20 protein-coding genes are annotated in these 23,576 nt (G+C 68.3%); 13 read left to right on the top strand and 7 right to left on the bottom strand.

From position 1 onward, the window contains the following. The first annotated feature begins 50 nt into the window (after positions 1–50). The 3 genes from FVE89_RS12345 (at position 51) to FVE89_RS12335 (ending at position 3,499) form a co-directional block, all read left to right on the top strand. The gene (locus FVE89_RS12345; protein ID WP_160534239.1) at positions 51–194 is read left to right on the top strand and encodes a DUF3096 domain-containing protein; all 144 of its coding nucleotides are present in this window, start codon (positions 51–53) and stop codon (positions 192–194) included. Between the two features lie 165 nt (positions 195–359). Further along, entirely contained in the window at positions 360–3,050 is a 2,691-nt protein-coding gene (gene ppdK / locus FVE89_RS12340) for a pyruvate, phosphate dikinase (RefSeq protein ID WP_160534238.1), read from the top strand. A 194-nt stretch (positions 3,051–3,244) separates the two neighbouring features. Continuing rightward, entirely contained in the window at positions 3,245–3,499 is a 255-nt protein-coding gene (locus FVE89_RS12335; RefSeq protein WP_160534237.1) for a hypothetical protein, read from the top strand. Positions 3,500–3,577: 78 nt separating this feature from the next. On the opposite strand, the gene FVE89_RS12330 is transcribed toward FVE89_RS12335, so the two are convergent. From FVE89_RS12330 to FVE89_RS12320, 3 genes are all read right to left on the bottom strand, one after another. Next, on the bottom strand, positions 3,578–5,020 hold the full coding sequence (locus FVE89_RS12330) for a DUF882 domain-containing protein (RefSeq protein WP_160534403.1): 1,443 nt from the start codon (positions 5,018–5,020) through the stop codon (positions 3,578–3,580). A 206-nt stretch (positions 5,021–5,226) separates the two neighbouring features. Then, a complete protein-coding gene (locus tag FVE89_RS12325) occupies positions 5,227–7,209 on the bottom strand; it encodes a L,D-transpeptidase family protein (protein WP_160534236.1) in 1,983 nt (660 codons plus the stop codon). A 245-nt stretch (positions 7,210–7,454) separates the two neighbouring features. Further along, positions 7,455–8,939 carry a sigma-54 dependent transcriptional regulator gene (locus tag FVE89_RS12320; RefSeq protein ID WP_160534235.1) on the bottom strand — a complete coding sequence of 495 codons (1,485 nt, stop codon included), beginning with the start codon at positions 8,937–8,939 and terminating at the stop codon, positions 7,455–7,457. A gap of 247 nt (positions 8,940–9,186) precedes the next feature. Between FVE89_RS12320 and FVE89_RS12315 the strand changes: the two genes are divergently transcribed. The 9 genes from FVE89_RS12315 to recJ all read left to right on the top strand — a co-directional run bounded on the left by FVE89_RS12315 (position 9,187) and on the right by recJ (position 18,871). Next, positions 9,187–11,058 carry a M3 family oligoendopeptidase gene (locus FVE89_RS12315; protein WP_160534234.1) on the top strand — a complete coding sequence of 624 codons (1,872 nt, stop codon included), beginning with the start codon at positions 9,187–9,189 and terminating at the stop codon, positions 11,056–11,058. Between the two features lie 63 nt (positions 11,059–11,121). Beyond that, positions 11,122–11,346, top strand: a complete 225-nt coding sequence (locus FVE89_RS12310; protein ID WP_160534233.1) for an AbrB/MazE/SpoVT family DNA-binding domain-containing protein — start codon at positions 11,122–11,124, stop codon at positions 11,344–11,346. Further along, positions 11,343–11,747, top strand: coding sequence for a type II toxin-antitoxin system death-on-curing family toxin (locus FVE89_RS12305; protein WP_160534232.1), 405 nt, complete (start codon positions 11,343–11,345; stop codon positions 11,745–11,747). Before FVE89_RS12310 ends, FVE89_RS12305 begins: the two co-directional genes overlap by 4 nt. A gap of 85 nt (positions 11,748–11,832) precedes the next feature. Continuing rightward, positions 11,833–13,194 (top strand): AarF/ABC1/UbiB kinase family protein, encoded by a 1,362-nt coding sequence (locus FVE89_RS12300; protein ID WP_160534231.1) that lies wholly within the window; start codon positions 11,833–11,835, stop codon positions 13,192–13,194. 122 nt (positions 13,195–13,316) lie between these two features. Then, complete coding sequence (locus tag FVE89_RS12295; RefSeq protein WP_160534230.1) at positions 13,317–13,610, top strand: aa3-type cytochrome c oxidase subunit IV; 294 nt, start codon at positions 13,317–13,319, stop codon at positions 13,608–13,610. Positions 13,611–13,817: 207 nt separating this feature from the next. After that, positions 13,818–15,041, top strand: a complete 1,224-nt coding sequence (locus FVE89_RS12290; RefSeq protein ID WP_160534229.1) for a Re/Si-specific NAD(P)(+) transhydrogenase subunit alpha — start codon at positions 13,818–13,820, stop codon at positions 15,039–15,041. 24 nt (positions 15,042–15,065) lie between these two features. After that, the gene (locus FVE89_RS12285; protein WP_160534228.1) at positions 15,066–15,521 is read left to right on the top strand and encodes a proton-translocating transhydrogenase family protein; all 456 of its coding nucleotides are present in this window, start codon (positions 15,066–15,068) and stop codon (positions 15,519–15,521) included. Between the two features lie 4 nt (positions 15,522–15,525). Beyond that, complete coding sequence (locus tag FVE89_RS12280) at positions 15,526–16,923, top strand: NAD(P)(+) transhydrogenase (Re/Si-specific) subunit beta (protein WP_160534227.1); 1,398 nt, start codon at positions 15,526–15,528, stop codon at positions 16,921–16,923. A 130-nt stretch (positions 16,924–17,053) separates the two neighbouring features. Next, on the top strand, positions 17,054–18,871 hold the full coding sequence (gene recJ, locus FVE89_RS12275) for a single-stranded-DNA-specific exonuclease RecJ (protein WP_160534226.1): 1,818 nt from the start codon (positions 17,054–17,056) through the stop codon (positions 18,869–18,871). On the opposite strand, the gene FVE89_RS12270 is transcribed toward recJ, so the two are convergent. The 4 genes from FVE89_RS12270 to FVE89_RS12260 form a co-directional block, all read right to left on the bottom strand. Further along, positions 18,872–19,369 carry a CAP domain-containing protein gene (locus tag FVE89_RS12270; RefSeq protein WP_160534402.1) on the bottom strand — a complete coding sequence of 166 codons (498 nt, stop codon included), beginning with the start codon at positions 19,367–19,369 and terminating at the stop codon, positions 18,872–18,874. A 121-nt stretch (positions 19,370–19,490) separates the two neighbouring features. Beyond that, positions 19,491–20,570 carry an HD-GYP domain-containing protein gene (locus FVE89_RS12265; RefSeq protein ID WP_342389876.1) on the bottom strand — a complete coding sequence of 360 codons (1,080 nt, stop codon included), beginning with the start codon at positions 20,568–20,570 and terminating at the stop codon, positions 19,491–19,493. A gap of 103 nt (positions 20,571–20,673) precedes the next feature. Then, entirely contained in the window at positions 20,674–20,826 is a 153-nt protein-coding gene (locus tag FVE89_RS30505) for a hypothetical protein (RefSeq protein WP_202130736.1), read from the bottom strand. A gap of 302 nt (positions 20,827–21,128) precedes the next feature. Further along, a complete protein-coding gene (locus tag FVE89_RS12260; RefSeq protein ID WP_160534225.1) occupies positions 21,129–21,821 on the bottom strand; it encodes a GntR family transcriptional regulator in 693 nt (230 codons plus the stop codon). Between the two features lie 475 nt (positions 21,822–22,296). Here FVE89_RS12260 and oxlT point away from each other — a divergent pair, with 475 nt between their 5' ends. Continuing rightward, the gene (gene oxlT / locus FVE89_RS12255) at positions 22,297–23,574 is read left to right on the top strand and encodes an oxalate/formate MFS antiporter (RefSeq protein ID WP_160534224.1); all 1,278 of its coding nucleotides are present in this window, start codon (positions 22,297–22,299) and stop codon (positions 23,572–23,574) included. The last annotated feature ends 2 nt before the right edge of the window (positions 23,575–23,576 follow it).

Here is a 23,576-nt window from a genome sequence, read left to right as displayed (position 1 = left end):
CGGGTAGAGGCGTCAGTCTCATCGGCCAAGCTCGGCTTTGAGAGGCGCCCATGACGATCACCATCTCGAATCTTCAGCCGCTCATCGCGATCCTCGCCGGGATCCTGATTCTGGTGATGCCGCGGCTCCTCAACTACATCGTGGCGATCTACCTGATCGTGGTCGGCGTCATCGGCCTGGGAATACTGCGTTGACCCGCGGCGCGCCCGGGCGGGGGCGCCACGCCTGACAGACCGCCACCGCCGTCAGCCGCGTGCGCACAACGCCATCGCGCGTTCATCTTGCGTTGCGCTGCGGGATGGTCCAACCCCGCCCATCAGCTCGGCCGGAGCCGGGCCTCAGACATGGACGGGATCGACATGGCGACCGGCAGCGCGAAGTGGGTCTATGCCTTCGGCGACGGCAAGGCGGAGGGCAAGTCGCAGATGCGCGACCTGCTCGGCGGCAAGGGGGCCAACCTCGCCGAGATGTCCAACCTCGGACTGCCGGTACCGCCCGGCTTCACCATCACCACCGAAGTCTGCACCTACTATTACGATCACGGCAAGTCCTACCCGCCGGAGCTGAAGGATCAGGTCGCGGCCGCGCTCGCCCAGATCGGCGCGCTGACGGGGCGCAAGTTCGGCGACAAGACCAACCCGCTCCTCGTCTCGGTCCGCTCGGGCGCCCGCGCCTCGATGCCCGGCATGATGGACACGGTGCTCAACCTCGGCCTCAACGACGAGACCGTCCTGGCGTTGGCCAAGGAGGCCGACGACGAGCGCTTCGCCTACGATTCCTACCGCCGCTTCATCACCATGTATTCGAACGTGGTCCTCGGCGTGGAGCACCACGCCTTCGAGGAGGCGCTTGAGCAGTACAAGGAGAGCAAGGGTTTCGACCTCGACACCGAGCTCGGCGCCGGCGACTGGAAGACCCTGATCCAGACCTACAAGACAATCGTGCGCAACGAGCACGGCTCGGACTTCCCGCAGGGGGCCGACGACCAGCTCTGGGGCGCGATCGGCGCCGTCTTCGATTCCTGGATGATCCCGCGCGCCAAGAAGTACCGGGAGCTGAACAACATTCCCGAAAGCTGGGGCACGGCCGTCAACGTGCAGGCGATGGTGTTCGGCAACATGGGTGACACCTCGGCGACCGGCGTCGCCTTCACCCGCAATCCCTCCACCGGCGAGAAGGCGCTCTACGGCGAGTTCCTGATCAACGCGCAGGGCGAGGACGTGGTGGCGGGCATCCGCACCCCGCAGAACATCACCGAGAAGGCCCGTATCGAGGCCGAGAGCGACAAGCCTTCCATGGAGAAGGCCATGCCCGAGAGCTACGCGGAGCTGACCCGGATCTACGGGATCCTGGAATCGCATTACCGCGACATGCAGGACATGGAATTCACCATCGAGAAGGGGAAGCTCTGGATGCTCCAGACCCGCAACGGCAAGCGCACGGCCAAGGCCGCCCTGCGCATCGCCGTGGATCTGGCGGGCGAGGGGCTCATTTCCCGCGAGGAGGCGATCGGCCGCGTCGAGCCCGGCGCCCTCGACCAGCTCCTGCATCCGACCATCGACCCGAAGGCCGACCGCAAGGTCATCGCCTCCGGCCTGCCGGCCTCGCCGGGTGCGGCGACCGGTGAGATCGTGTTCAACTCCGAGGACGCGGAGGCCCATCGCAAGGCCGAGCGCAAGTGCATCCTCGTGCGCATCGAGACCTCGCCCGAGGACATCCACGGCATGCACGCCGCCGAGGGCATCCTGACCACCCGCGGCGGCATGACCAGCCACGCGGCCGTGGTGGCCCGCGGCATGGGCAAGCCCTGCGTGTCGGGCGTCGGCTCGATCCGGATCGACTACAAGGCGCAGACCCTCTCGGTCGGCGGCGTCACGCTGAAGGCCGGCGACAAGATCACCATCGACGGCTCGACCGGTCAGGTGATCCAGGGCGAGGTGAAGATGCTGGAGCCCGAGCTGTCGGGCGACTTCGCCACCCTGATGGAATGGGCCGACGCCTTCCGGGGCATGAAGGTCCGGGCCAATGCCGACACGCCGACCGATGCGCGGACCGCGCGCAACTTCGGTGCCGAGGGCATCGGCCTCTGCCGCACAGAGCACATGTTCTTCGAGGGCGACCGCATCATCGCGGTGCGCGAGATGATCCTGGCCGACGACGCCGAGGGCCGCCGGGCGGCGCTGGCGAAGATCCTGCCCTACCAGCGCCAGGACTTCCTGGAGCTGTTCACGATCATGTCGGGCCTGCCGGTGACGATCCGCCTGCTCGACCCGCCGCTCCACGAGTTCCTGCCGCACACCGACGCCGAGGTGGCCGAGGTCGTGAAGGCCACGGGCGTGGCCGAGGAGAAGATCCGGCATCGGATGCGCGAGCTGTCCGAGCACAACCCGATGCTCGGTTTCCGCGGCTGCCGCCTCGCGATCGCCTTCCCGGAGATCGCCGAGATGCAGGCCCGGGCGATCTTCGAGGCCGCCGTGCAGGCCGCTGCCGATACCGGCAAGCCGGTCACCCCCGAGGTCATGGTGCCCTTGGTCTTCACCCGCGCCGAGTTCGACCTCGTGAAGGCGCGCATCGATGCCATGGCGAAGGCCGTGTCTGAGGAGAAGGGCGCGACCCTCGACTACCAGGTCGGCACCATGATCGAGCTGCCGCGGGCGGCGCTGAAGGCCGGCGAGATCGCCGAGACGGCCGAGTTCTTCTCCTTCGGCACCAACGACCTGACCCAGACGGCTCTGGGCATCTCCCGCGACGACGCCGCGACCTTCCTGGGGCCCTACACCCAGAAGGGCATCCTGCCGGCCGACCCGTTCATCACCATCGACCAGGAGGGCGTGGGTGAGCTGGTGCGGATCGGCGTCGAGCGCGGGCGCAAGACGCGGGCGAACATCAAGCTCGGCATCTGCGGCGAGCACGGCGGCGATCCGGCCTCGGTGGGCTTCTGCCAGGAGGTCGGGCTCGATTACGTGTCCTGCTCGCCCTACCGCGTGCCGATCGCCCGCCTCGCGGCCGCCCAGGCGGCGCTCGGCAAGGTGTCCGGCAAGGAGGGCTGAGGCCGCCTCGTGGAGGGCACGTGGCGGTGCCCTCCAACCGGTTATCAACCAAGTGTAAAATGAGCCGTTGGAAAAAGGCGGCTCCTCGCAAGAACTCGACCGGAAATGGGACGTTGACCACTTGAGCCGATGGGTCGGGCGTGCCTTTCTTCGATCCGCGGCGGGTCCAGCGTCACCCGTCAGAATCACCGGCCATGATCCAGCCCGATTCCGCGCCCCTGTGCATCAGCGAGCCGCAAGCTGTTGCGGCCGCGCCGCGCGCCGCCATGCGGGCCTATCTGGCGCTGATGGCAGCCCTCGGCGGCATGGTCACCGCCGGGATGCTCATGATGTCGGTGGCGACGAACAGCGGCAACGAAGCGGATCGCATCGCCTCCATGCAGGATGACAGCTACGCGGCGACGCTGGTGGCGGCGCTGAGCGTCAACCTGTCCAAGCCGTTGCGCTGACGTCTTCCGCGCGGCGACGCCGACCGGGCATCCAATCCGCACCCAGGTTGAAGCCGGGTTCGGGTCAATCGCAGCGGCTCAGCGCCCCGTGGATGCCGGCCGCGTCGCCGATCCGGTGAACCGCGCCGAGGCGAGGTCGTCCCCGGGGCTGCGCGCACTGAACCGCGTTGTCGTACGCTCCGGCGCCGCGGCCACGACGGCATCCGGCGCGGCGTCGCGAATACGGATCGTGGCGATGCGGACCGGTGCGCTGCGGCTCGCCGGTGCTGCGACCGAACCGGCTGAGACCGCCTCGAACAGGGCGCGCAGCTGCAGCTTGGCGTCGGCATCCGGGGCGACCAGGGTACGGACCCGGGTTGGATCGGAAGGGGAGGGCTTCTCCAGGGCACGGATTTCGTTTGCGGCCGGAAGATTGGCCATGCCGCCCTTCAGCGCGGCGAACTGCACCGGACGCGGCGGAGGCAGCGGCATAGTGAGCGCAGCCACCACGGCGGCAAGGTCGGACGGCCGGCGCGGCGGAAGCGGCGCGACCACGGCAGACAAGGCCTCCTCCGCCTTCGCGTCCGCGGGAGCCGCGGTGAGCAGCGCTTTCGCATCCGTACCCTTCGCGTCCGCCGCCTTCGCCAGCTCGCGCTGGACGAGGGAGCCGCGCAGGGCGTCGTCGGCAGCGGGCGCCGCATAGGCGAGGGCGGTGCGGGTCCCGGCCATATCCTGCGGATCGGCGCTCGCCACGGCGACGACCGGCGCCCGGCGCGGCTTGGCGGCCACGGCGACCGGCGGCGGCGCAGGTGCGGGGTCCGATCTGCCGCCGCCGAACAGGCTCGCCAGGAAGCCGAACAGGCTCGGCCCGTCCTCTTCCTCGCCGCTGGCCATCTGGGTGGTGATGCCCGCGACGGTGCCGCCGCGGGCCAGGATCTCGGCCTTGGCCTCCTCGTAGCGGGGGAAGGGACGGTTGTCGCTCGGCAGCAGCACCGTCTTGCCGTCCGGGAACAGGCGCGCGAGCTGGTCGTGGGTCATGCGCGGCCACATCCGCACCGAGCCGACGTCGAGATGGATGAACGGCGTGCCCGCATGCGGGTACCAGCCGACGCCGCCGCGCTGCATCTGGAGCCCGACCTCACGGATCCGGTCGATCGACACGTCCGGCAGGAAGAAATCCATCGCCTTGCCAAGCATGTGCTGGCTGTACTCGGCCACCATCTTCGAGCGGCGGCGCAGCATCGCGTTGGTGCCGGGCGAGCGATAGGCGGAGACGATGTGGATCGGCTGGTTCGAGCCAACCTGCCGATAGGCCTCCCACACCGTATCGAACAGGCGCGGATCCATCTTGATCGGCTCGTTGATGCGCCAGTCGCGCAGGAGCCAGTTCAGCTGTTCGAGGGCCGCGCGGTCGTAGCGCCCATCCCGCTTGAACGTGATGGTCGCGCTTTCCTGCGTGTGCGTGTGGTAGATCGTGAGCGTGCGCGTGTCGCCGTTGGCGATTGCGTCCTCGGTCTCGGCCGTCCCGGCGAGCAACCCCATCGCGATGCCCGACAGGGCCAGGGCTAGCTTTCGGAGGGGGAGAAGGCGCGGCACGATGGTCCTGATCCTCTTCCGCCCGGTGCGGCCGGCGCGGAGCGCGCCCGGCTATCGGCGGAAACGGCTAAGGCTGGACCGTGGCGAAATCGTGCCCGGATGTGTGGCCACGCACGTGAAAGTTGCGAGATGAGCCGCCGGTTGCGCGGAGCCTACCAGTAGCTCCGCGGCACGGCCTGCTGCGGCGCCGGCGTCCACAGCCCGGGCTCGCCATATGCCGGCGCATCATCGGCGCGGGCGGCCCGGCGCAGATGGCGCCGCGGCGGCGCGACCTCCTCGTAGCGCTCGTCCGGCCATTCATCGGCCAGGCGGCGATGGATCGAACGGTGCTGGGCAGCGTGGACCTTCCGGGTCGTCGGAACAGCCTCAGCTTTGCGACGCGGTGCCTCGTCCGGCAATCGGGCGATCGCGCCCCCCCCGCCGCCCGGCAGCCCGAGGGCCGCGCGCATCGGCGCATCGTAGCCGTAGAGATCGGGCAGGGTGCGGTAGCTGCCGCCATCGTCCACGTAAGCCGTGAAGTAGGCGAGGTGGACCGGCAGCTTCTCGGGCAGCCGGAGCGTACGCTCACCCTTGCCGATCAGCTTCTTGAGCCGCTCGGCCGACCAGTCCGGCAGCACCACGTCGGCGAGGCGGAACGGGTCGTCCACACGCACGCAGCCGTGGCTGAAATCGCGCCTGGCGGCGGAGAACAGCGAGCGGTTCGGCGTGTCGTGCAGGTAGACTGCGTGCTGGTTCGGGAACATGAACTTGATGAAGCCCAGCGCGTTGCGCTCGCCCGGAGGCTGGCGCAGCGAGATGTGGCCGCCGCGGCGGACCACCTCGTAGCCGCCCCAGGTCTTGCCGCCGTAGCCCGCGAGCTTCGGCGCCATGGTCTTCAGGATCGAGGGCGGCACGTACCAGGATGGATTGACGACCGCGTATTCCATGAGCCCCGAGAAGAGCGGGGTGCGCGAATCCGGCTTGCCGACGATCACCCGGGCCTCGTCGCGCAGGACGCCGCCGCGATAGGCGCGCAGGCGATATTCCGGCACGTTGACCAGGATGTAGTCCGACCCGAGATCCCCCGGCAGCCAGCGCCACCGCTCCATGTTGACGATCAGCTCGGACTCGCTGCCGGTGGGCCGCGCAGCACGGCCGGCATCGGCGAGCGCCAGCACGGTCTGCACGTTCAGGATGCCGGTGGCGGGCAGCCCCCGGCCGCGCTGGAACTTCGTCACCGCGTCGGCGACGGCGGCATCGTAGGTGTCGGGCTCGCCGGGGCCCTGGTCGAGCGTCCCGGCCGGGCGGTTCTCCAGACCGAAATGCGCGCGCAGCAGCGGCACGCGGGCATCGTGCATGCCAAGCCGCAAGGCCGGCCCGGATGGCAGCCGCAACGGCTTCACGGCAGTCGGCGCCGGGCCGCGCAGGGCGGCCAGACGGGCCTTCAGGGCGAGGTAGCCCCGCGTCGTCGGGTTGTAGCCCTGGAGCACGTCGCCGGCCTTCACGCCGGCATCGGCAAGCTTGGCCAGCACGTCGTTGCCGGCCGGCAGGTCGAGATGCGGCGTGATCAGCCGCGAGATCGATGCGAGATTGACCCGGCCGCCGCGGGCATCGCGGGCGTAGAGGAAAGCCGCCGCGGACAGGCGCAGATCGGCGTCCGCGATCGCCTTCTCGTCCGGCTTCTCGGGCAGAGAGGGGATCGTGTAGGCGTGTGCGTCGAGGCCGTCCTCGGCGGCGGCGGTGAGCCGGGCCGAGACGGATTTGGCGGCCTCGGTCCAGGCGCCGTCGGCGATCCAGAGCGGCTTGTCGGCCCGGGCCTCGTAGAACGATCGGATGGCGTCGCGATCCTTGGTCGTCAGCCGCAGCAGGAGCGGCGCCGGATCGTTGAGCCGGGCGAACAAAGCCGCGCCGAGCGGATCGGTCGGGGCGACGGGGGCCGCAGCGGCTGGCGCCGGCTCGGCGGCCGGGGCTTCGGGCTTGTAGTCCGGCAGCGCGGCCGGGGCCGGATCCGGGGCCGTCGCGGGCGTCGGCGGCGCCAGGATCGGCGCGGTGGCGGACGTGTCGAGCGCCGCCGTTTCGGCAGCCAGGGCGGCAGAGGCCACCGAGCCGGTCATGAGGGCGGCCAGCGCCATGAGGCTTGAGCGCGGGACGCGCATCGTATTCTCCCGGGGAGCGGCGACAGGACCGCACGCGCAGATTGTGATTATCCGCGCAAGCGTGACGTTCAGCAACCGCAGTCGTTCCAAGTAGAAGTGCCGACCTGCCGTCGCCGAGGGATCGATCAATGCTGCAGAGAGTGCGGCCGGATGAATGATCGATTCGTAGGGTGCAGCAGTTTCAAAGTTCGTTCACGGATGGCGACACGGTATCCGCCCGGTGCGCTAGCACACCCGGCACCGCCTCAGGCCGCGTCCTCGCCCTTGGCATCGCCTTCGAGGCCGAGGTCCTTCAGCTTCCGATAGAGCGTCGACCGGCCGATCCCGAGGCGGCGCGAGACCTCCGACATGCGCTGGCGGTAAAACTGCAGCGCGTAGCGGATGATCTCGGCTTCCAGCACGTCCATGGGCTTCATCTCACCGGTCTCCTCGGCGACGAGCGACATAGCGTGCGGGTCGCGCACCTCGACGCGGACGATCTCCCGGACCGGCTCGGGGACATAGGCCGGCATTGGCGGCTGCACGGGGAGGGGCGGGATCCGGACGTCGAACCCTTCGACCTGCGCGGCGATCTGCGGGAACTCGGCAACCGTGAGCTCGTCGCCATCGGCCAGCACCACCGCCCGGAACAGGGCGTTCTCCAGCTGGCGGACGTTCCCGGGCCAGGGATAGCGGGTCAGCAGCGCCATCGCCTCGGGTGTGATCGCCCGCACGCGCTTGCCCTCCTCGGCGGAGAAGCGCGCGCAGAACGAGCGGACGAGGTCGGGGATGTCCTCCCGGCGCGCCCGCAGCGGCGGCAGGGTCATCGGGAAGACGTTGAGGCGGTAATAGAGATCCTCGCGGAACTTGCCCTGCTTCACGAGGTCGAGGAGCGAACGGTTGGTCGCCGAGACGAGGCGGATATCGACCCGCACCGGGCGCTTGCCGCCGACCGGATCGACCTCGCCCTCCTGGAGCGCGCGCAGCAGCTTCACCTGCGCGTCGAGGGGCAACTCGCCGATCTCGTCGAGGAACAGGGTGCCGCCCGAGGCCTCCACGAACTTGCCGGCATGCTTCTCGGTGGCGCCGGTGAAAGCGCCCTTCTCGTGGCCGAACAGGGTGGATTCCACGAGGTTCTCGGGGATCGCCCCGCAATTGACCGTCACGAACGGCTTGCCGCGCCGATCCCCCGAGCCCTGGATCGCCCGGGCCAGCACCTCCTTGCCGACGCCGGATTCACCCTCGATCAGCACCGGGATGTTGGACTTCGCCGCCCGCTCGGCGAGGCGGATGACCCGCTCCATGTCGGGGCTCTTGGAGGCGAGGTCCTTGAAGGTCAGCGCGCCGGAGGCCCGGCGGCGCATGCGGCGCACCTCCTCCTCCAGGGTGTCGACCCGCAGGGCGTTCTTGATCGAGACCTGCAGCCGCTCGGCGCCCGCGGGCTTGACCACGAAATCGACTGCGCCGGCCCGCATGGCCGAGACGACCGCGTCGATCGATCCGTTCGAGGTCTGCACGATGACCGGCGTCGCGAGGCCGCCCTTGCGCATCTCGGCGAGCACGCCGAGCCCGTCGAGGCCGGGCATGACGAGATCGAGGAGGACCACATCCGCGCCCTCGGACTTCAGCACGGTCAGCGCGTCGGCACCGTTTTCGACCACCCGGGGCTCGAAGCCGAAGCGACGCACCGCCGCCTCGGCGAGACGCCGCTGGACCGGGTCGTCGTCCACGATGAGCACGGTGGTGGACATGGCGGCTCCCTGACCGGCACGCCGACCCGGCCGGCGGCGCGGGGCGATCCCGGACACCGGTTCCGATTCGGCGGCTGTTTCGTTTCGAGCCGGAGGGTGAACCACAGACGTAAAGTGGCGCTTAACGACGTTTGCACAGTCCGGCGGGTTTCTGGCCGCGCCCCTCGCCAACCCGCCGCGTTGAACGCGTGGCGGCCCACTCGATATCAGGGTACGGAACCAGCTCCCCGTAAAAGGAACGCACGACATGATGCCGAGCCCCACCGCGTCGCCGGTGATCGTCCGCCTGCCCGAAGGCGTGAGCGCCGCGCGCGCCGCCGCGAAGGCTGCCGACCTCGGCGTTCTCCCGGAATGGGACCTGACCGACCTCTATGCGGGCCTCGACGACCCGAATTTCTCCGCCGACATGACCCGGGCCGAGGAGGAGTGCCGCCGCTTCTCCGAGAGCTATGCCGGGCGCATCGCCGAGATGGCCGCCGGGCCAGACGCTTCCGCGGGCCTCGCCGAGGCGGTGCGGGCCTACGAGGGAATCGAGGACCTGCTCGGCAAGCTGATGTCGTTCGCCGGCCTCGTCTATTCCGGCGACACGACCGACGAGGCCCGGGCCAAATTCTACGGCGACACCCGCGAGCGCCTGACCAACGCCTCCGCCGATCTGCTGTTCTTCGCCCTCGAGCTCAACCGGGTCGAGGATGCGGTGATGAACGCCGCGATGGCGGCGGGGCCGCTCGCCCGCTACGCGCCGTGGATCGAGGATCTGCGCCGGGAGAAGCCGCACCAGCTCGACGACCGGACCGAAAAGCTCTTCCTCGAGAAATCCGTCACTTCGAACGCCGCCTGGGACCGGCTGTTCAACGAGACCATCGCGTCGCTGCGCTTCACCGTGCAGGGCGAGGAGATGCCGCTGGAGCCGACCCTCAACAAGCTCCAGGATTCCGACGGGGCCGTCCGCAAGGAGGCCGCGGGGGCGATCAGCACGGTGCTGCGCGGGCATCTGCGGGTGTTCACGCTGATCACCAACACGCTGGCCAAGGACAAGGAGATCTCGGACCGCTGGCGCGGCTTCAAGGACGTGGCCGATGCCCGCCACCTCGCCAACCGGGTCGAGCCCGAGGTGGTTGAGGCCCTGGTCGATGCCGTGCGGGCGGCCTATCCGCGCCTGTCGCACCGCTATTACAAGCTGAAGGCGAAGTGGTTCGGGCAGGAGACGCTGCCCTACTGGGATCGCAACGCGCCGCTGCCGAAGGTCGAGCAGCGCACGATCCCCTGGACCGAGGCGCGCGACACCGTCCTCTCGGCCTACGACGCGTTCTCGCCGAAGATGGCCGGCATCGCGAGGCGCTTCTTCGACGACCGCTGGATCGACGCGCCGACCCGGCCCGGCAAGGCCCCGGGCGCCTTCGCGCACCCGACCGTGCCCTCGGTTCACCCCTACGTGCTGGTGAATTACCAGGGCAAGCCGCGGGACGTGATGACCCTCGCCCACGAACTGGGCCACGGCGTCCATCAGGTGCTCGCCGGCCCGAACGGCGCGCTGATGGCGCCGACGCCGCTGACGCTTGCCGAGACCGCCAGCGTGTTCGGCGAGATGCTGACCTTCCGCAAGCTGCTGGCCGCCACCACCGACACGACCCAGCGCCGGGCCATGCTCGCCGCCAAGGTCGAGGACATGATCAACACGGTGGTCCGCCAGATCGCCTTCTACTCGTTCGAGCGGAAGGTGCACCTCGCCCGCGCCAAGGGCGAGCTGACGACCGACCAGATCAACGCCCTCTGGCTGTCGGTGCAGGCGGAATCCTTGGGTCCGGCGATCACGCTCGATGCCGGCTACGAGCCCTACTGGGCCTATATCCCGCACTTCATCCACTCGCCGTTCTACGTCTACGCCTACGCGTTCGGCGACTGCCTCGTGAACTCGCTCTACGGCGTCTATGCCCGGGCCGAGGAGGGCTTCGTGGATCGCTATTTCGCGCTTCTCTCGGCCGGCGGCTCGAAGCCCTACGGCGCCCTGCTCGCGCCCTTCGGCCTCGACGCGAAGGATCCGGGTTTCTGGCAGATCGGCCTCGGCATGATCGAGGGGATGATCGTCGAGCTGGAAGGCATGGAGGGGCAGGGCTGACGGGGCTCTGCCGAAAAGGCCTCCTGGATGTTATACTCAACGTATAACATCCAGGCGTTGATCATGAAGCTCGAAGTCAAGCGTGTCGGCAATTCGACTGGCCTCATCCTACCGAAGGAACTCCTGGGCAAGCTCAACCTGACTCAGGGTGATTGGCTCTACGTCACCGAGAATTCGGACGGCTCCGTTCGGCTATCGCCCTACGATCCGGCATTCGAGAAGGGTATGAAGATCGCCGAAAAGGCGATGAAGACTTATCGCAATGCCCTGGCGGAACTCGCAAAATGAGCGTCGGTCAGGAGATCGAATGGCTCGTGAGCGACCTCGTTCAGGCCATTCACGCTCAGCAGCTTCGGCTCTTCGGCGGACCGCCGGGCTTGCGCGACGAGGGGGCGCTCGAGTCCGCGCTTGGGCGCCCGATGAATCGGGTCGCGTATGCAGAAGATGCTGGTGACATCGATCTAGCTGAACTGGCCGCGGCATACGCGTTCGGTATCGCCAAAAATCGTCCGTTCATCGACGGCAACAAGCGCGCCGCCCTCCTGGCGCTCGTGACGTTCCTCGGTTTGAACGGCATCAATTTCGTTGCCGACGAAGCGGAGGCAGTGCTGATGATCCGCGGCCTCGCCGCCGGCGAGATCGACGAATCGGGCCTCACCCGCTGGATCCGGGACAACTGGCCGGCCTGAGGCCCGCGGCGCAGGGCCCCACGCCCTTGGTCCGCGACCCGGCGCGGCATATCTGCAAAGCATCAGCAGACAAGCAGATCGAGACATGGCCGAGATCGACCGCGAAGCGAACCGTTTCTCAGCCCGTGCGGGGCGCTACGCCAGCGTCGGCGCGAATGTCGGGGGCGTCGCCGCCCGCATGGCCATGGCCCGGCTGTTCGGCAAGGAGGGCACCACCAACGCCGCCGCCCTGGCGCAGGCGCTGGGCGGGCTGAAGGGTCCGATCATGAAGGTGGCGCAGCTGCTCGCCACCGTGCCCGATCTGCTGCCGCCGGAATACGCCGCCGAGTTGCAGAAGCTCCAGGCCGACGCCCCACCCATGGGTGCCGCCTTCGTCCGACGGCGGATGCAGTCCGAGCTGGGTGCCGGGTGGCAGGCAAGGTTCGGCAGCTTCGATCTGAAGCCGGCTGCCGCAGCCTCCCTCGGCCAGGTTCACCGCGCCACCACCAAGGATGGTCAGCGCCTCGCTTGCAAACTTCAGTACCCGGATATGCAATCGGCGGTCGAAGCCGATCTCAAGCAGCTCGAGGTTGCCTTCGCGCTCCATCGCCGGATGAATTCCTGGCTCGACACGCGGGAGATCGCCAAGGAGATCGGCGCGCGCGTGCGCGAGGAGCTCGATTACGAGCGCGAGGCCAAGCACGCCGGCCTCTACGGCGCGGTGCTCAAGGACATCGACGCGGTGCGCGTCCCGGAAGTCTTCCCGGCTCTGTCTACCAAGCGCCTGCTGACGCTCGGCTGGCTCGACGGCGACAAGATCCTGGGCTTCGCCGAGGAGCCGGTGGAGATCCGCAACCGCATCGCCCAGGCGATGTTCAAGGCGTGGTGGCACCCGTTCAGCCGGGCCGCGGTGATCCATGGAGACCCGCATCTCGGCAATTACACGGTCTTTTCGGAAGGCGGGGAGGCCGCCGGGATCAACCTCCTCGATTACGGTTGCGTGCGCATCTTCCATCCCCGCTTCGTCGGCGGCGTGGTGGATCTCTACCGAGGGCTTTTAGAGAATGACGGCGCGCGTATCGTCCACGCCTACGAGGTCTGGGGCTTCAAGAATCTCGACAAGGAGAAGATCGAGATTCTGAATATCTGGGCCCGGTTCATCTACGGGCCGCTGTTGGAAGACCGCACCCGCACCGTCGCCGACGGCGTGAAGCCCGGGGAATACGGCCGGCGGCAGGCCTTCGAGGTGCATCAGGCCCTCAAGGAGCGCGGCCCCGTGACCGTCCCGCAGGAATTCGTCTTCATGGATCGCGCCGCGGTCGGCCTCGGCGCCGTGTTTCTCCACTTGCGATCGGAGCTCAACTACCACCGCCTGTTCGAGGCGGAGATCGAGCATTTCTCCCTGGACGAACTCGCCGAGCGCCAAGGTCACGCGCTGGCCGAGGCGGGGCTCCCGAAGCCGGTCTGAGACTGCACGCAATCTCGATCGCGCTGGTGATCAATTGCGTGCGTCCGATTGCGGCAGGTAAACGCTTGAGCTACATCCCACCGTGACCGCAAGAAGTCGCGTCTTAGGGATACGAGCGCACGATGGCTGAGAGTGACACGGTGGCCGGACACACCTACAGCCCGGCGATGGACGCGAAGACGCACGAGCAGACCTATCGGGGCTTCGTCCGCTTCGTCGAGATCGCCACGGGCGTCGTGATCTGCTGGGTGCTGGCCCTGGCGATCGGCGGCATCCGCGAGGCCTGGCTCCTGGCGATCGTCGGCGTGGTCGCGGCAGGTGCGGCGGGCGCGGTGGGCGCTCTGGCCCCGGCCGTCGGATGGCGCGCTCCCCTCGTGGTTGGCCTGCTGCTGCTGCTCTACCTCTTCTTCGCCTGAGTTCGGTCCGGTCGGCCCCCGGGGCCGGTCATACCGTACCGTTCGCTCGCGCGTGCCCGCAAACGAAACGTTTATGTGCGGCGTGCGATTGAGTTGGGCGCAAGTTACATTCTTGCCCGTTTCATCACAGTCTCTTAGGTCCGCATCTCGCAAAGCGGCGCCGTTTCGCGCATTCGGGCCGCCGAGCTTATCCAGAGGAATCCGCGCATGCGAATTGCTGTGCTGTCCGAGACGGACTCTGCGGAGCCGCGCGTCGCTGCGGTTCCCGAGACCGTGAAGAAATTCAAGGCGCTCGGCGCCGACGTCGTGGTGCAGTCCGGCGCGGGCAAGAAGGCCGGCATCTTGGACGACGAGTATGAGGCGGCGGGAGCCACCATCGCGGGGAGTGCCGCCGATGCTGCGCGCGATGCCGATCTCGTCCTGAAGGTTCGCCGGCCGAAGACCGACGAGCTGTCGCTCTTCAAGCGTGACGCCGCCGTCGTGGCCATCATGGACCCCTACGGCAACGAGGACGCCCTGAAGGCGATGGCGAATGCCGGCGTCGCGGCCTTCTCGATGGAATTGATGCCGCGCATCACCCGCGCGCAGGTGATGGACGTGCTGTCTTCGCAGGCGAACCTCGCGGGCTACCGGGCGGTGGTGGACGGCGCCGCCGAATACGGCCGCGCCATGCCGATGATGATGACGGCCGCCGGCACCGTGCCGGCCGCCCGCGTCTTCGTGATGGGTGTCGGCGTCGCGGGCCTCCAGGCCATCGCCACGGCCCGGCGCCTCGGCGCGGTCGTGACCGCGACCGATGTGCGCCCGGCCACCAAGGAGCAGGTCGAGTCGCTCGGCGCGAAGTTCGTCGCCGTCGAGGATGACGAGTTCAAGCAGGCCGAGACCGCGGGCGGCTACGCCAAGGAGATGTCGGCCGAATACCAGAGAAAGCAGGCGGAGCTGGTCAAGGGCCACATCGCCAAGCAGGACATCGTCATCACCACGGCCCTGATCCCGGGCCGCCCGGCGCCGAAGCTGGTCTCCGAGGAGATGGTGGCGTCGATGAAGCCGGGCTCGGTCCTGGTCGATCTCGCGGTCGAGCGCGGCGGCAACGTCGCCGGCGCCAAGCCCGGCGAGGTCGTCACCACGGAGCGGGGCGTCAAGATCGTCGGGCATACCAACGTGCCGGGCCGGCTCGCCGCCACCGCGTCGAGCCTCTACGCCCGCAACCTCTACGCCTTCGTCGAGACGCTGATCGACAAGGAGTCGAAGGCGCTGAACATCAACTGGGACGACGAGCTGGTGAAGGCCACGAATCTCACCCGCGGCGGTTCGGTGGTGCACGCCTCCTTCCAGCCCAAGGCCGATGGGCCCGCCTCCGAAGCCGCCTCCGTCGGCCTCGCCCAATCCGAGGCCGGCAAGGGCTCCGCCGCCGCCTCGAGCGCACAGTAAGATCCCGTCGCGAGGAGTAGCAGAATGGCAACCGTCATCGTCCCTCCCGACCAGGCGGCCGATCAGGCCCGCGTGCTGGCCGACGCCGCGAACGCGGCCGCCGCGGTGGCGCGCAACGCCGCCGACCAAGCCCAGGCCATCGCCGACGGCATGGGTCACGGTCTCAGCGCAGCCACCGGCGGCGCCGTCGATCCGACCGTGTTCCGGCTCGCGATCTTCGTGCTGGCGATCTTCGTCGGTTATTACGTGGTCTGGTCGGTGACCCCGGCCCTCCACACGCCGCTCATGTCGGTCACCAACGCGATCTCCTCGGTGATCATCGTCGGCGCGATCCTGGCGGTCGGCGTCCCGCTGATCGAGAAGGGCACCGGGCTCGCCCGGTTCTTCGGTTTCATCGGAATCGTGCTCGCCAGCGTGAACATCTTCGGCGGCTTCCTCGTCACGCAACGCATGCTCGGCATGTACAAGAAGAAGGGCTGAGCCGGTGTCCGAGAACGTCTCCTCCCTTCTCTATATCGTCGCCGGCGTCCTGTTCATCATGGCGCTGCGGGGGCTCTCGCATCCCACCACCTCCCGGCAGGGCAACCTGTACGGCATGGTCGGCATGGCGCTTGCCATCCTGACCACCCTGGTCGGCCATCCGCCGGCCGGAGTGGGCGCGTGGGTTCTGGTGCTGCTCGGCTTGGGGATCGGCGGCGGCGCCGGCGCCGTGATCGCCAAGCGCGTCCCGATGACCGCGATGCCGCAGCTGGTCGCGGCCTTCCACTCGCTGGTCGGCCTCGCGGCGGTGTTCGTGGCAGCGGGCGCTCTCTATGCGCCGCAGGCCTTCGGCATCATAGAGAACGGCCACTTCCACAAGCAGTCGCTGTTCGAGATGGGGCTCGGCGTCGCCATCGGCGCCATCACCTTCACCGGCTCGGTGATCGCCTTCGCGAAGCTCGACGGGCGGATGTCCGGCAAGCCGATCATGCTGCCGCAGCGCCACCTCATCAACGGGCTGCTGGCCGCCGCACTCGTGCTGCTGATCGCCCTGTTCATCGGCACAGAGTCGAAGGCCCTGTTCTGGCTGATCGTCATCGCGTCGCTGGTGCTCGGCGGCCTGATCATCATCCCGATCGGCGGCGCCGACATGCCGGTGGTCGTGTCGATGCTGAACTCCTACTCGGGCTGGGCGGCGGCCGGCATCGGCTTCACCCTGGGCAACCTCGCGCTGATCATCACCGGCTCGCTGGTCGGCTCCTCGGGCGCGATCCTGTCCTACATCATGTGCCACGCGATGAACCGCTCGTTCATCTCGGTGATCCTGGGCGGTTTCGGCGGCGACACAGCGGCGGCCGGCACCGGTCAGGTCGAGACCCGGCCGGTGAAGCAGGGCTCGGCCGACGACGCGGCCTACATCATGAAGAATGCCGAGCGGGTCATCATCGTCCCCGGCTACGGCATGGCGGTCGCGCAGGCCCAGCACTCGCTGCGCGAGATGGCCGACATGCTGAAGAAGGAGGGCGTCGACGTGAAATACGCCATCCACCCGGTGGCGGGCCGCATGCCGGGCCACATGAACGTGCTGCTCGCCGAGGCGAACGTGCCCTACGACGAGGTGTTCGAGCTGGAGGATATCAACGGCGAGTTCCCGCAGGCGGACGTGGCCTTCGTGATCGGCGCCAACGACGTCACCAACCCGGCGGCGAAGACCGACAAGACCTCGCCGATCTACGGTATGCCGATCCTCGACGTGGAGAAGGCCAAGACCGTGCTGTTCATCAAGCGCGGCATGGGCTCGGGCTACGCGGGCGTCGAGAACGAGGTGTTCTTCCGCGACAACACCATGATGCTGTTCGGCGACGCCAAGAAGGTGGTCGACAACATTCTCAAGGCGCTCTGACGCGCGCGTATGCGCGCGGATCACCGGGGCGGGCAGCGATGCCCGCCCCGTTTCGTTTCGGGCGCCTGCGCGGCGGGCTGTTGCGGCGGAGCCTGGGATTTTGCGGCGCTGCCGGTGTAGGTTGCCGCCCGTGTCGTCCGCAGTTTTCCTCGCCGATCCGCCAGCCTTCCTGGGTGTGGCCGCTTCCGTGACCGGCCGGCGCTGGCAGGAGCGGTGCGGCGGCGCGGCGGCCCAGAATCACATCGCCAAGATGGTGCAGGCCCACGGGCTGCCGGAATTGCTGGCCCGGGTTCTCGCCGGCCGCGGCATTGCCCCGGACGAGGCGGCCCGCCATCTGGCCCCCCGCCTGCGCGATCTTATGCCTGATCCCGATACGCTGCTCGACATGGACGCGGCCGTCCGCCGTCTCGTGCGCGCCATCCGACGCGGCGAGACCGTGGCGGTGTTCGGCGATTACGATGTCGATGGTGCCGCGAGCGCTGCCCTGCTGGCCGGCTACCTGCGCGGCCTCGGCATCCGCGCGCCGATCCACATCCCCGACCGGATCACCGAGGGCTACGGCCCCAATGTCGGGGCGATCACCGCCCTCGCGGCGGACGGCGCCACCCTGCTGGTCTGCGTCGATTGCGGGACGAGCGGCCATGCCCCGCTCGAAGAGGCGGAGAAGTCGGGCCTCGACGTCATCGTCCTCGATCACCATGCCGCCGCCGAGGTGCTGCCGCCGGCCCGCGCCGTCGTGAACCCGAACCGGCTCGATGATCTCTCGGGCCTCGGCCATCTCTGCGCGGCCGGCGTGGTGTTCCTGACGGTGGTCGCCCTGAACCGCACCCTGCGACGCGAGGGCTTCTTCGGTCCGAGCCGGCCCGAGCCCGTCCTGACCGACGCCCTCGACCTCGTGGCGCTGGCGACCGTCGCCGACGTGGTGCCGCTCACCGGCCTGAACCGGGCCTTCGTCAATCAGGGGCTGACGGTGATGCGCCATCGCGGCCGCACCGGGCTCGCGGCTTTGCTCGACGCCGCCTCGCTCAGCGAGCCGCCGGAGGCGTGGCACCTCGGCTACGTGCTCGGGCCGCGCATCAATGCCGGGGGGCGGATCGGCGATTCGGGCCTCGGTGCCCGGCTGCTGACCACGGCGGATCCGGAGGAAGCCACGCGCATCGCAGCCGAGCTTGATCACCTGAACCGCGAGCGGCAGGCCATCGAGGCGCAGGCCGTGGCCGAGGCCGAGGCCGAAATGGACCACGCCCTGACCCTCGACCCCGCCCGCGCCGTGCTGGTGGCGGCGAGCGCCGCGTGGCATCCGGGCGTGGTCGGCTTGATCGCGTCGCGGCTGAAGGAACGGTTCAACCGCCCGGCCTTCGCCTTCGCGTTACGCCCGGATGGCAGCGCCACCGGGTCGGGCCGCTCGATCCCGGGCGCCGATCTCGGGCTGGCGGTGCGCGCCTGCGTGGAGGCCCGGATCGCCTCCAAGGGCGGCGGTCACGCCATGGCGGCCGGCGTGACCCTGAGGGCCGACGACATCCCGCGCTTCGAGGCGCACCTCGCCACGCTCCTCGGATCGAGCGTTGCCCTCGCACGCGCGGCCGATGCGCTCCTGATCGATGGAAGCCTCAGCGCCGGCGGGGCCACGGCCGAGACGGTGCGTCTGCTCCAGAAGGCCGGGCCGTTCGGGCAGGGCGCGCCGGAGCCGATCTTCGCGCTGGGGCGCCACCGGCTCGTGGATGCGGGCGTGGTCGGATCGGGCCATGTCCGGGCCCGCCTGCGCAGCCGCGACGGTCAGGCGGTGGGGGCGATCTGCTTCCGGGCGGCCGAGCGCCCCCTCGGCCTCGCTCTGCTCAATGGGATCGGCCGCGAGATCCATGTCGCCGGCACGCTCTCGTGCGACCGCTGGCGTGGTGCCGAGCGGGCACAGTTGCGGATCGTCGATCTCGCCCCGGCCGAGTCCTGATCAGCCGCCCGCCATCACCAGCGCCCAGAAACGCTTGTAGCGCGTGGTGGGCGCGTCGACCCGGGCGATGCCGATCCGGCGGATCTGCGGGAGCAGCATGTTCTTGTTGTGCTCCGGACTGGCCTTCCAGCGGGCGAGCACCTGCTCCAAAGTCTCGGAGCCCGCGCTCAGATTCTCAGCCGCCCAGGACTTCGCGAGCCCGGCCGAAGCCATGCGCGAGGTGAAGCTGCCGCCGATCTCGTGGCTGAGCTGCCCGTGGCGGGCATTGTTGCCGGCCTGGAAGGCCGCGGCCTTCACCAGCACCGGATCGACCACGACGGGGCTCAACCCGTGCTGGACGCGGTAGGCCGAGATCGCCGCGGCGGCCGCCACCTCGTCGAGCACGGCCGCATGCGTGGCATTCTCGACCGCAGGCTCTTCCGGCGAGAAGGTCAGGCCGCCGCATCCGGTCAGGACGAGCAGCAGCGCGGCGGCGAGGAGGCGGGTGAGGTTCGGCACGGTCCGGACGGTGATGTTTCGGCGATCGGGCGCCTCCCTCCAGTCGGGTTGCGGCGAAAGCGCGGCGGCTGTGGACCGCATCAGGCGGTTTGCAGGGGGCGTGGCAGAGGTGCCACGTCGATCAGGCGGCCAGGGCGGAGTTTCCGAGCATGACCGGAGAGAATGCGCGCAGAAGATCCGGATCGAGGTGACCCCGGGCCTCGACCATGATCGCCAGCGCTTCAGGACCGCTGGCGGGCTGTCGATAGGTCCGCCGCTCCGTCAGCGCCGAGAAGACGTCGCAGATGCTGATGATCCGCACGAGATCGCTGATGGCTGCGCCGGCGAGGCGGTCGGGATAGCCTGTCCCATCGAGGCGCTCATGGTGATGGCGCACGACGTCGATGACTTCGGGCTCGATGTCGCCCTGTGCGGCCAGCAGCGTCGCGCCGATCTCCGGATGACGCTGCATCAACCGAATTTCTTCGGGATTGAGCGGCCCGGGCTTGTTCAGGATATCGACGGGAATCCGCGATTTGCCGATATCGTGCAGCAACGCGGCGCGTACGAGGCGGCGGAGATCATTGCGGCTCAGGCCGATCTGCGACCCAAGGGTCGCCGCATGGCCGGCGACTCCCAGCGTGTGCTGATAGACCCCGATATCGTGACGCCAGACCGCTTCGAGCCAGGCGCCGATGCCGACGTCGGACACCGCAGCCAGCACCAGTTCCGTGCCTCGATCGACGTCGGCGCGCTGAAGCCCGGCGCCGAGCGCGGCGCTGTCGAACAGGTCCGCGACGATCGCGGTTGCCCCCGCCACGTGCTCCCCGAGCCGCCGCTTGCGCGTCTCGGCCGAACGCGTCGCCTCCTCGATCATCGCGAAGGCATCGGCCAGGACGACCTGGCGCGGTGCGGTGGCGGGAAGCTGGCGCAGATGCGCGCGCGTCAGGGGTGCGGGCTCGCCGCGCGCCAGAAGCAGACACGGCACCGGGGGCCTCGACCACCGAAAATCCCGTTCCAGTGCGACGGCGCGATCCGGTGGCACATCGAGAATGACGAGGTGGGGACGCGCCGCTGGGAGCGCCGCGTCAGATTCGGCGGCGCGGCAATCCATGACGAGGGCAATGGCTCGTTCCAGGGCCGCACGCTCCGTCGGCCGATCCGAAATCAGCAGAACGAAGGGCTGGTCCGCGTATCGCGATACAGCACGGAGGGCCGACACGGTTGCTCCCTCGCCCGTTGGGTCAACTCTGCGTTGACCCTAACGGGAAGTTCCGAGGAAAGCGTTAACCCTACGCAGTCAGCGCCGTGCGCGCAAATCCGGATCAGGCAAGCTTGGCCGAGGCGATCGGGCGGCTGGCGCCGGCAGCAGGGGTTCCGACGCGATCGTTGGAGCTCAGGAAATCCGCGAACTTCACCGTCAGCAGAGCCTGGCAGATGGCGAACGCGACGAAGAGGATGAGGAAGCTGGCGATCATTGGGGAACTCCGAGGCGGCCGTCCGGCTGATGTTGCGACGCGTCAAATGGCATGCCGCCCTGCAGCGTGGTATGCCAAATACGGAATGCCGATCATGCGAAGCATGCATGTCCGACCGGCCTCTCGTTTGTTGCGAGCTTGAGACGCGGCGAGCATGCGCTCTGCGCGGCCGAGAGCGTCTCTTCCATCGAAGGTTATGCTGCGTTGCCGCGACAGGGTTCGGCCGTCGACGCGGAGACGATTCAAGCCGTCATCACGCCCGGAAAATTCCTATGCGTTCCGCCGGGCGACCAGCGCGTCGATCAGTCGAGATAGTCGCCGTACGTGTCGACGTGCTGCGCCAAGCCCAGACCGTGCTCACGCACGAGGCGCTCCGCCAGATCGGCATCCCGCGCTTCGAGGGCGGCGATGATGGCGACATGCTCGCGGATCGAGCGCTCGGCCCGGTCGCCCTGACGCAGGGCCGTGCTGCGGATCCCGCGGACATGCATGAGCAGGTTACTGGTCAGATCAGCGATCGCCTCGCAGTGACCCAGCGCGATGATCCGCTGATGAAAGCGGATGTTGGCGTCGGAATATTCGTCGATATGTTCGGACGGCTGTCCCTCGAAGAACTCCGGAAATGCATCGCGCAGGGATCGCAGTTGCGCGTCCGTGGCGCGTGTACAGGCGAGGCGTGCCGCCATGCTTTCCAGCGCCGTCCAGGCGTGGATCATGTTGACGATCTCGCGCTTGTTCTTCTTGATGACGAAGACGCCGCGCCGTGCCTCCGAGCGGACAAATCCCTCCTGTTCCAGAACCGTCAGCGCCTCACGAACAGGTGTTCGGCTGACGCCGAGATCCTGCGAGAGCTTGCGCTCGTCGAGCCTGACCTCGTCCGGTCGCCCGTAGATATCCATGTTGGTGATGGCTGTCTTCAGCGCTTCGTATGCCAAGGTCCGGAGACTTGAACTGGCGACGATCGGCTTGACGCTCAGCGGTTCGGAGTTCGACATCCCTGGTCCAGCGGCTCACGCACATGATGTACCGCACGCATTCTCAGTCGTGCGCTTACAAGCGGACTACCCCAAACCTTACCGAGATCCTAGTCGACAGCGAACGGGTCCCACAGACCTGTGACGAGAACGTGTGGCCCCGCGCTCGATCGAACGAAACGCCAGGATGCGACGCGCACCCCTGCACCACGTCGCAGCCGACGCCCTTAATCCCGAATGCAGAACATGTATTTTTCTGCATGTTCGATTGACACATGCTCTCAATATAAGCACCATCCTTCTGGCATACCGTCGACCAATGTAGTCGAGCGTGTCGTGCAACGAGATGCTTCGTCGCGGAAGACCTCGTTTGATCAACGTTCAAGAATTTTTTGAAGTACGACCGCCGTTTTGTTCTGCCGTAACGGGACCGGGCAGGGCATACAGGGTGCTGAAAACAGACCGCAAAAAATATAATCCGTCAGGAGGGAAGCGTATGTCCGAGATCCGCACACCCGTGGGGAGCGGCCGATGGCTGCAACTCGCCTTCGGCGTCGTCTGCATGTGCATGATCGCCAACATGCAATACGGCTGGACCTTCTTCGTGAACCCGATGCAGGAGCGTCACGGCTGGGACAGGGCGGCGATCCAGGTGGCGTTCACGCTGTTCGTGGTGACCGAGACCTGGCTGGTGCCGATCGAGGGCTGGTTCGTCGATAAGTACGGCCCGCGCATCGTCACCCTGTTCGGCGGCCTGCTCTGCGGCATCGCCTGGGTGATGAACTCCTACGCCGAGTCGCTCACCATGCTCTACGTCGCCGCCGCGATCGGCGGGACCGGGGCCGGCGCCGTCTACGGCACCTGCGTGGGCAACTCCCTGAAGTGGTTTCCGGACCGCCGCGGCCTCGCCGCCGGCATCACCGCGATGGGCTTCGGCGCGGGTTCGGCGCTGACCGTCGTGCCGATCCAGGCGATGATCAAGGCGCAGGGCTACGAGGCCGCCTTCTTCACCTTCGGCATCGGGCAGGGCCTCATCGTGATGCTGATCGCCCTTTTCCTGCGCGCGCCCGCCAAGGGCCAGGTGCCCGAAATCGCCCGCGTCAGCCAGTCGAAGCGGGATTACAAGCCGGCCGAGATGGTCCGCACCCCGATCTTCTGGGTGATGTACGCGATGTTCGTCATGATGGCCGCGGGCGGCCTGATGGCGACCGCGCAGCTCGGGCCCATCGCCAAGGACTTCATGATCGCCGACGTGCCGGTCTCGCTGCTCGGCATCACCCTGCCGGCGCTGACCTTCGCGGCGACCCTCGACCGGGTGCTCAACGGCGTGACGCGGCCGTTCTTCGGCTGGGTCTCCGACCATATCGGCCGCGAGAACACGATGTTCCTCTCATTCGCGATCGAGGGCCTCGGGATCTACGCGCTGAGCCAGCTCGGCCATAACCCGATCGCCTTCGTGCTGCTGACCGGCCTCGTGTTCTTCGCCTGGGGCGAGATCTACTCCCTGTTCCCGGCGACCTGCGGTGACACGTTCGGCTCGAAATACGCGGCCACCAATGCCGGGCTGCTCTACACCGCCAAGGGGACGGCGGCGCTGATCGTGCCCTATACCAGCGTGCTGACCACGATGACCGGGAGCTGGCACGCGGTGTTCCTGGCGGCGGCGGCGCTCAACATCCTGGCCGCGCTGCTCGCGCTCTTCGTGCTGAAGCCGATGCGCGCGGCCTACACCAGGAAGCCCGAGGCGAGCCTCGCCCCGGCGCTGGCCCAGTAAGT

Source organism: Methylobacterium sp. 2A, from assembly GCF_009806555.1.
In the GTDB taxonomy this organism is placed as follows: domain Bacteria; phylum Pseudomonadota; class Alphaproteobacteria; order Rhizobiales; family Beijerinckiaceae; genus Methylobacterium.
This window is presented reverse-complemented; position numbering and strand designations above follow the sequence as displayed.

Excerpts from the sequence above, each read along its gene's own strand:
- FVE89_RS12345 (WP_160534239.1), top strand. The coding sequence starts at position 51 with ATGACGATCACCATCTCGAATCTTCAGCCGCTCATCGCGATCCTCGCC.
- ppdK (WP_160534238.1), top strand. The coding sequence starts at position 360 with ATGGCGACCGGCAGCGCGAAGTGGGTCTATGCCTTCGGCGACGGCAAG.
- FVE89_RS12335 (WP_160534237.1), top strand. The coding sequence starts at position 3,245 with ATGATCCAGCCCGATTCCGCGCCCCTGTGCATCAGCGAGCCGCAAGCT.
- FVE89_RS12330 (WP_160534403.1), bottom strand. The coding sequence starts at position 5,020 with ATGGGGTTGCTCGCCGGGACGGCCGAGACCGAGGACGCAATCGCCAAC.
- FVE89_RS12325 (WP_160534236.1), bottom strand. The coding sequence starts at position 7,209 with ATGCGCGTCCCGCGCTCAAGCCTCATGGCGCTGGCCGCCCTCATGACC.
- FVE89_RS12320 (WP_160534235.1), bottom strand. The coding sequence starts at position 8,939 with ATGTCCACCACCGTGCTCATCGTGGACGACGACCCGGTCCAGCGGCGT.
- FVE89_RS12315 (WP_160534234.1), top strand. The coding sequence starts at position 9,187 with ATGATGCCGAGCCCCACCGCGTCGCCGGTGATCGTCCGCCTGCCCGAA.
- FVE89_RS12310 (WP_160534233.1), top strand. The coding sequence starts at position 11,122 with ATGAAGCTCGAAGTCAAGCGTGTCGGCAATTCGACTGGCCTCATCCTA.
- FVE89_RS12305 (WP_160534232.1), top strand. The coding sequence starts at position 11,343 with ATGAGCGTCGGTCAGGAGATCGAATGGCTCGTGAGCGACCTCGTTCAG.
- FVE89_RS12300 (WP_160534231.1), top strand. The coding sequence starts at position 11,833 with ATGGCCGAGATCGACCGCGAAGCGAACCGTTTCTCAGCCCGTGCGGGG.
- FVE89_RS12295 (WP_160534230.1), top strand. The coding sequence starts at position 13,317 with ATGGCTGAGAGTGACACGGTGGCCGGACACACCTACAGCCCGGCGATG.
- FVE89_RS12290 (WP_160534229.1), top strand. The coding sequence starts at position 13,818 with ATGCGAATTGCTGTGCTGTCCGAGACGGACTCTGCGGAGCCGCGCGTC.
- FVE89_RS12285 (WP_160534228.1), top strand. The coding sequence starts at position 15,066 with ATGGCAACCGTCATCGTCCCTCCCGACCAGGCGGCCGATCAGGCCCGC.
- FVE89_RS30505 (WP_202130736.1), bottom strand. The coding sequence starts at position 20,826 with ATGATCGCCAGCTTCCTCATCCTCTTCGTCGCGTTCGCCATCTGCCAG.
- FVE89_RS12260 (WP_160534225.1), bottom strand. The coding sequence starts at position 21,821 with ATGTCGAACTCCGAACCGCTGAGCGTCAAGCCGATCGTCGCCAGTTCA.
- oxlT (WP_160534224.1), top strand. The coding sequence starts at position 22,297 with ATGTCCGAGATCCGCACACCCGTGGGGAGCGGCCGATGGCTGCAACTC.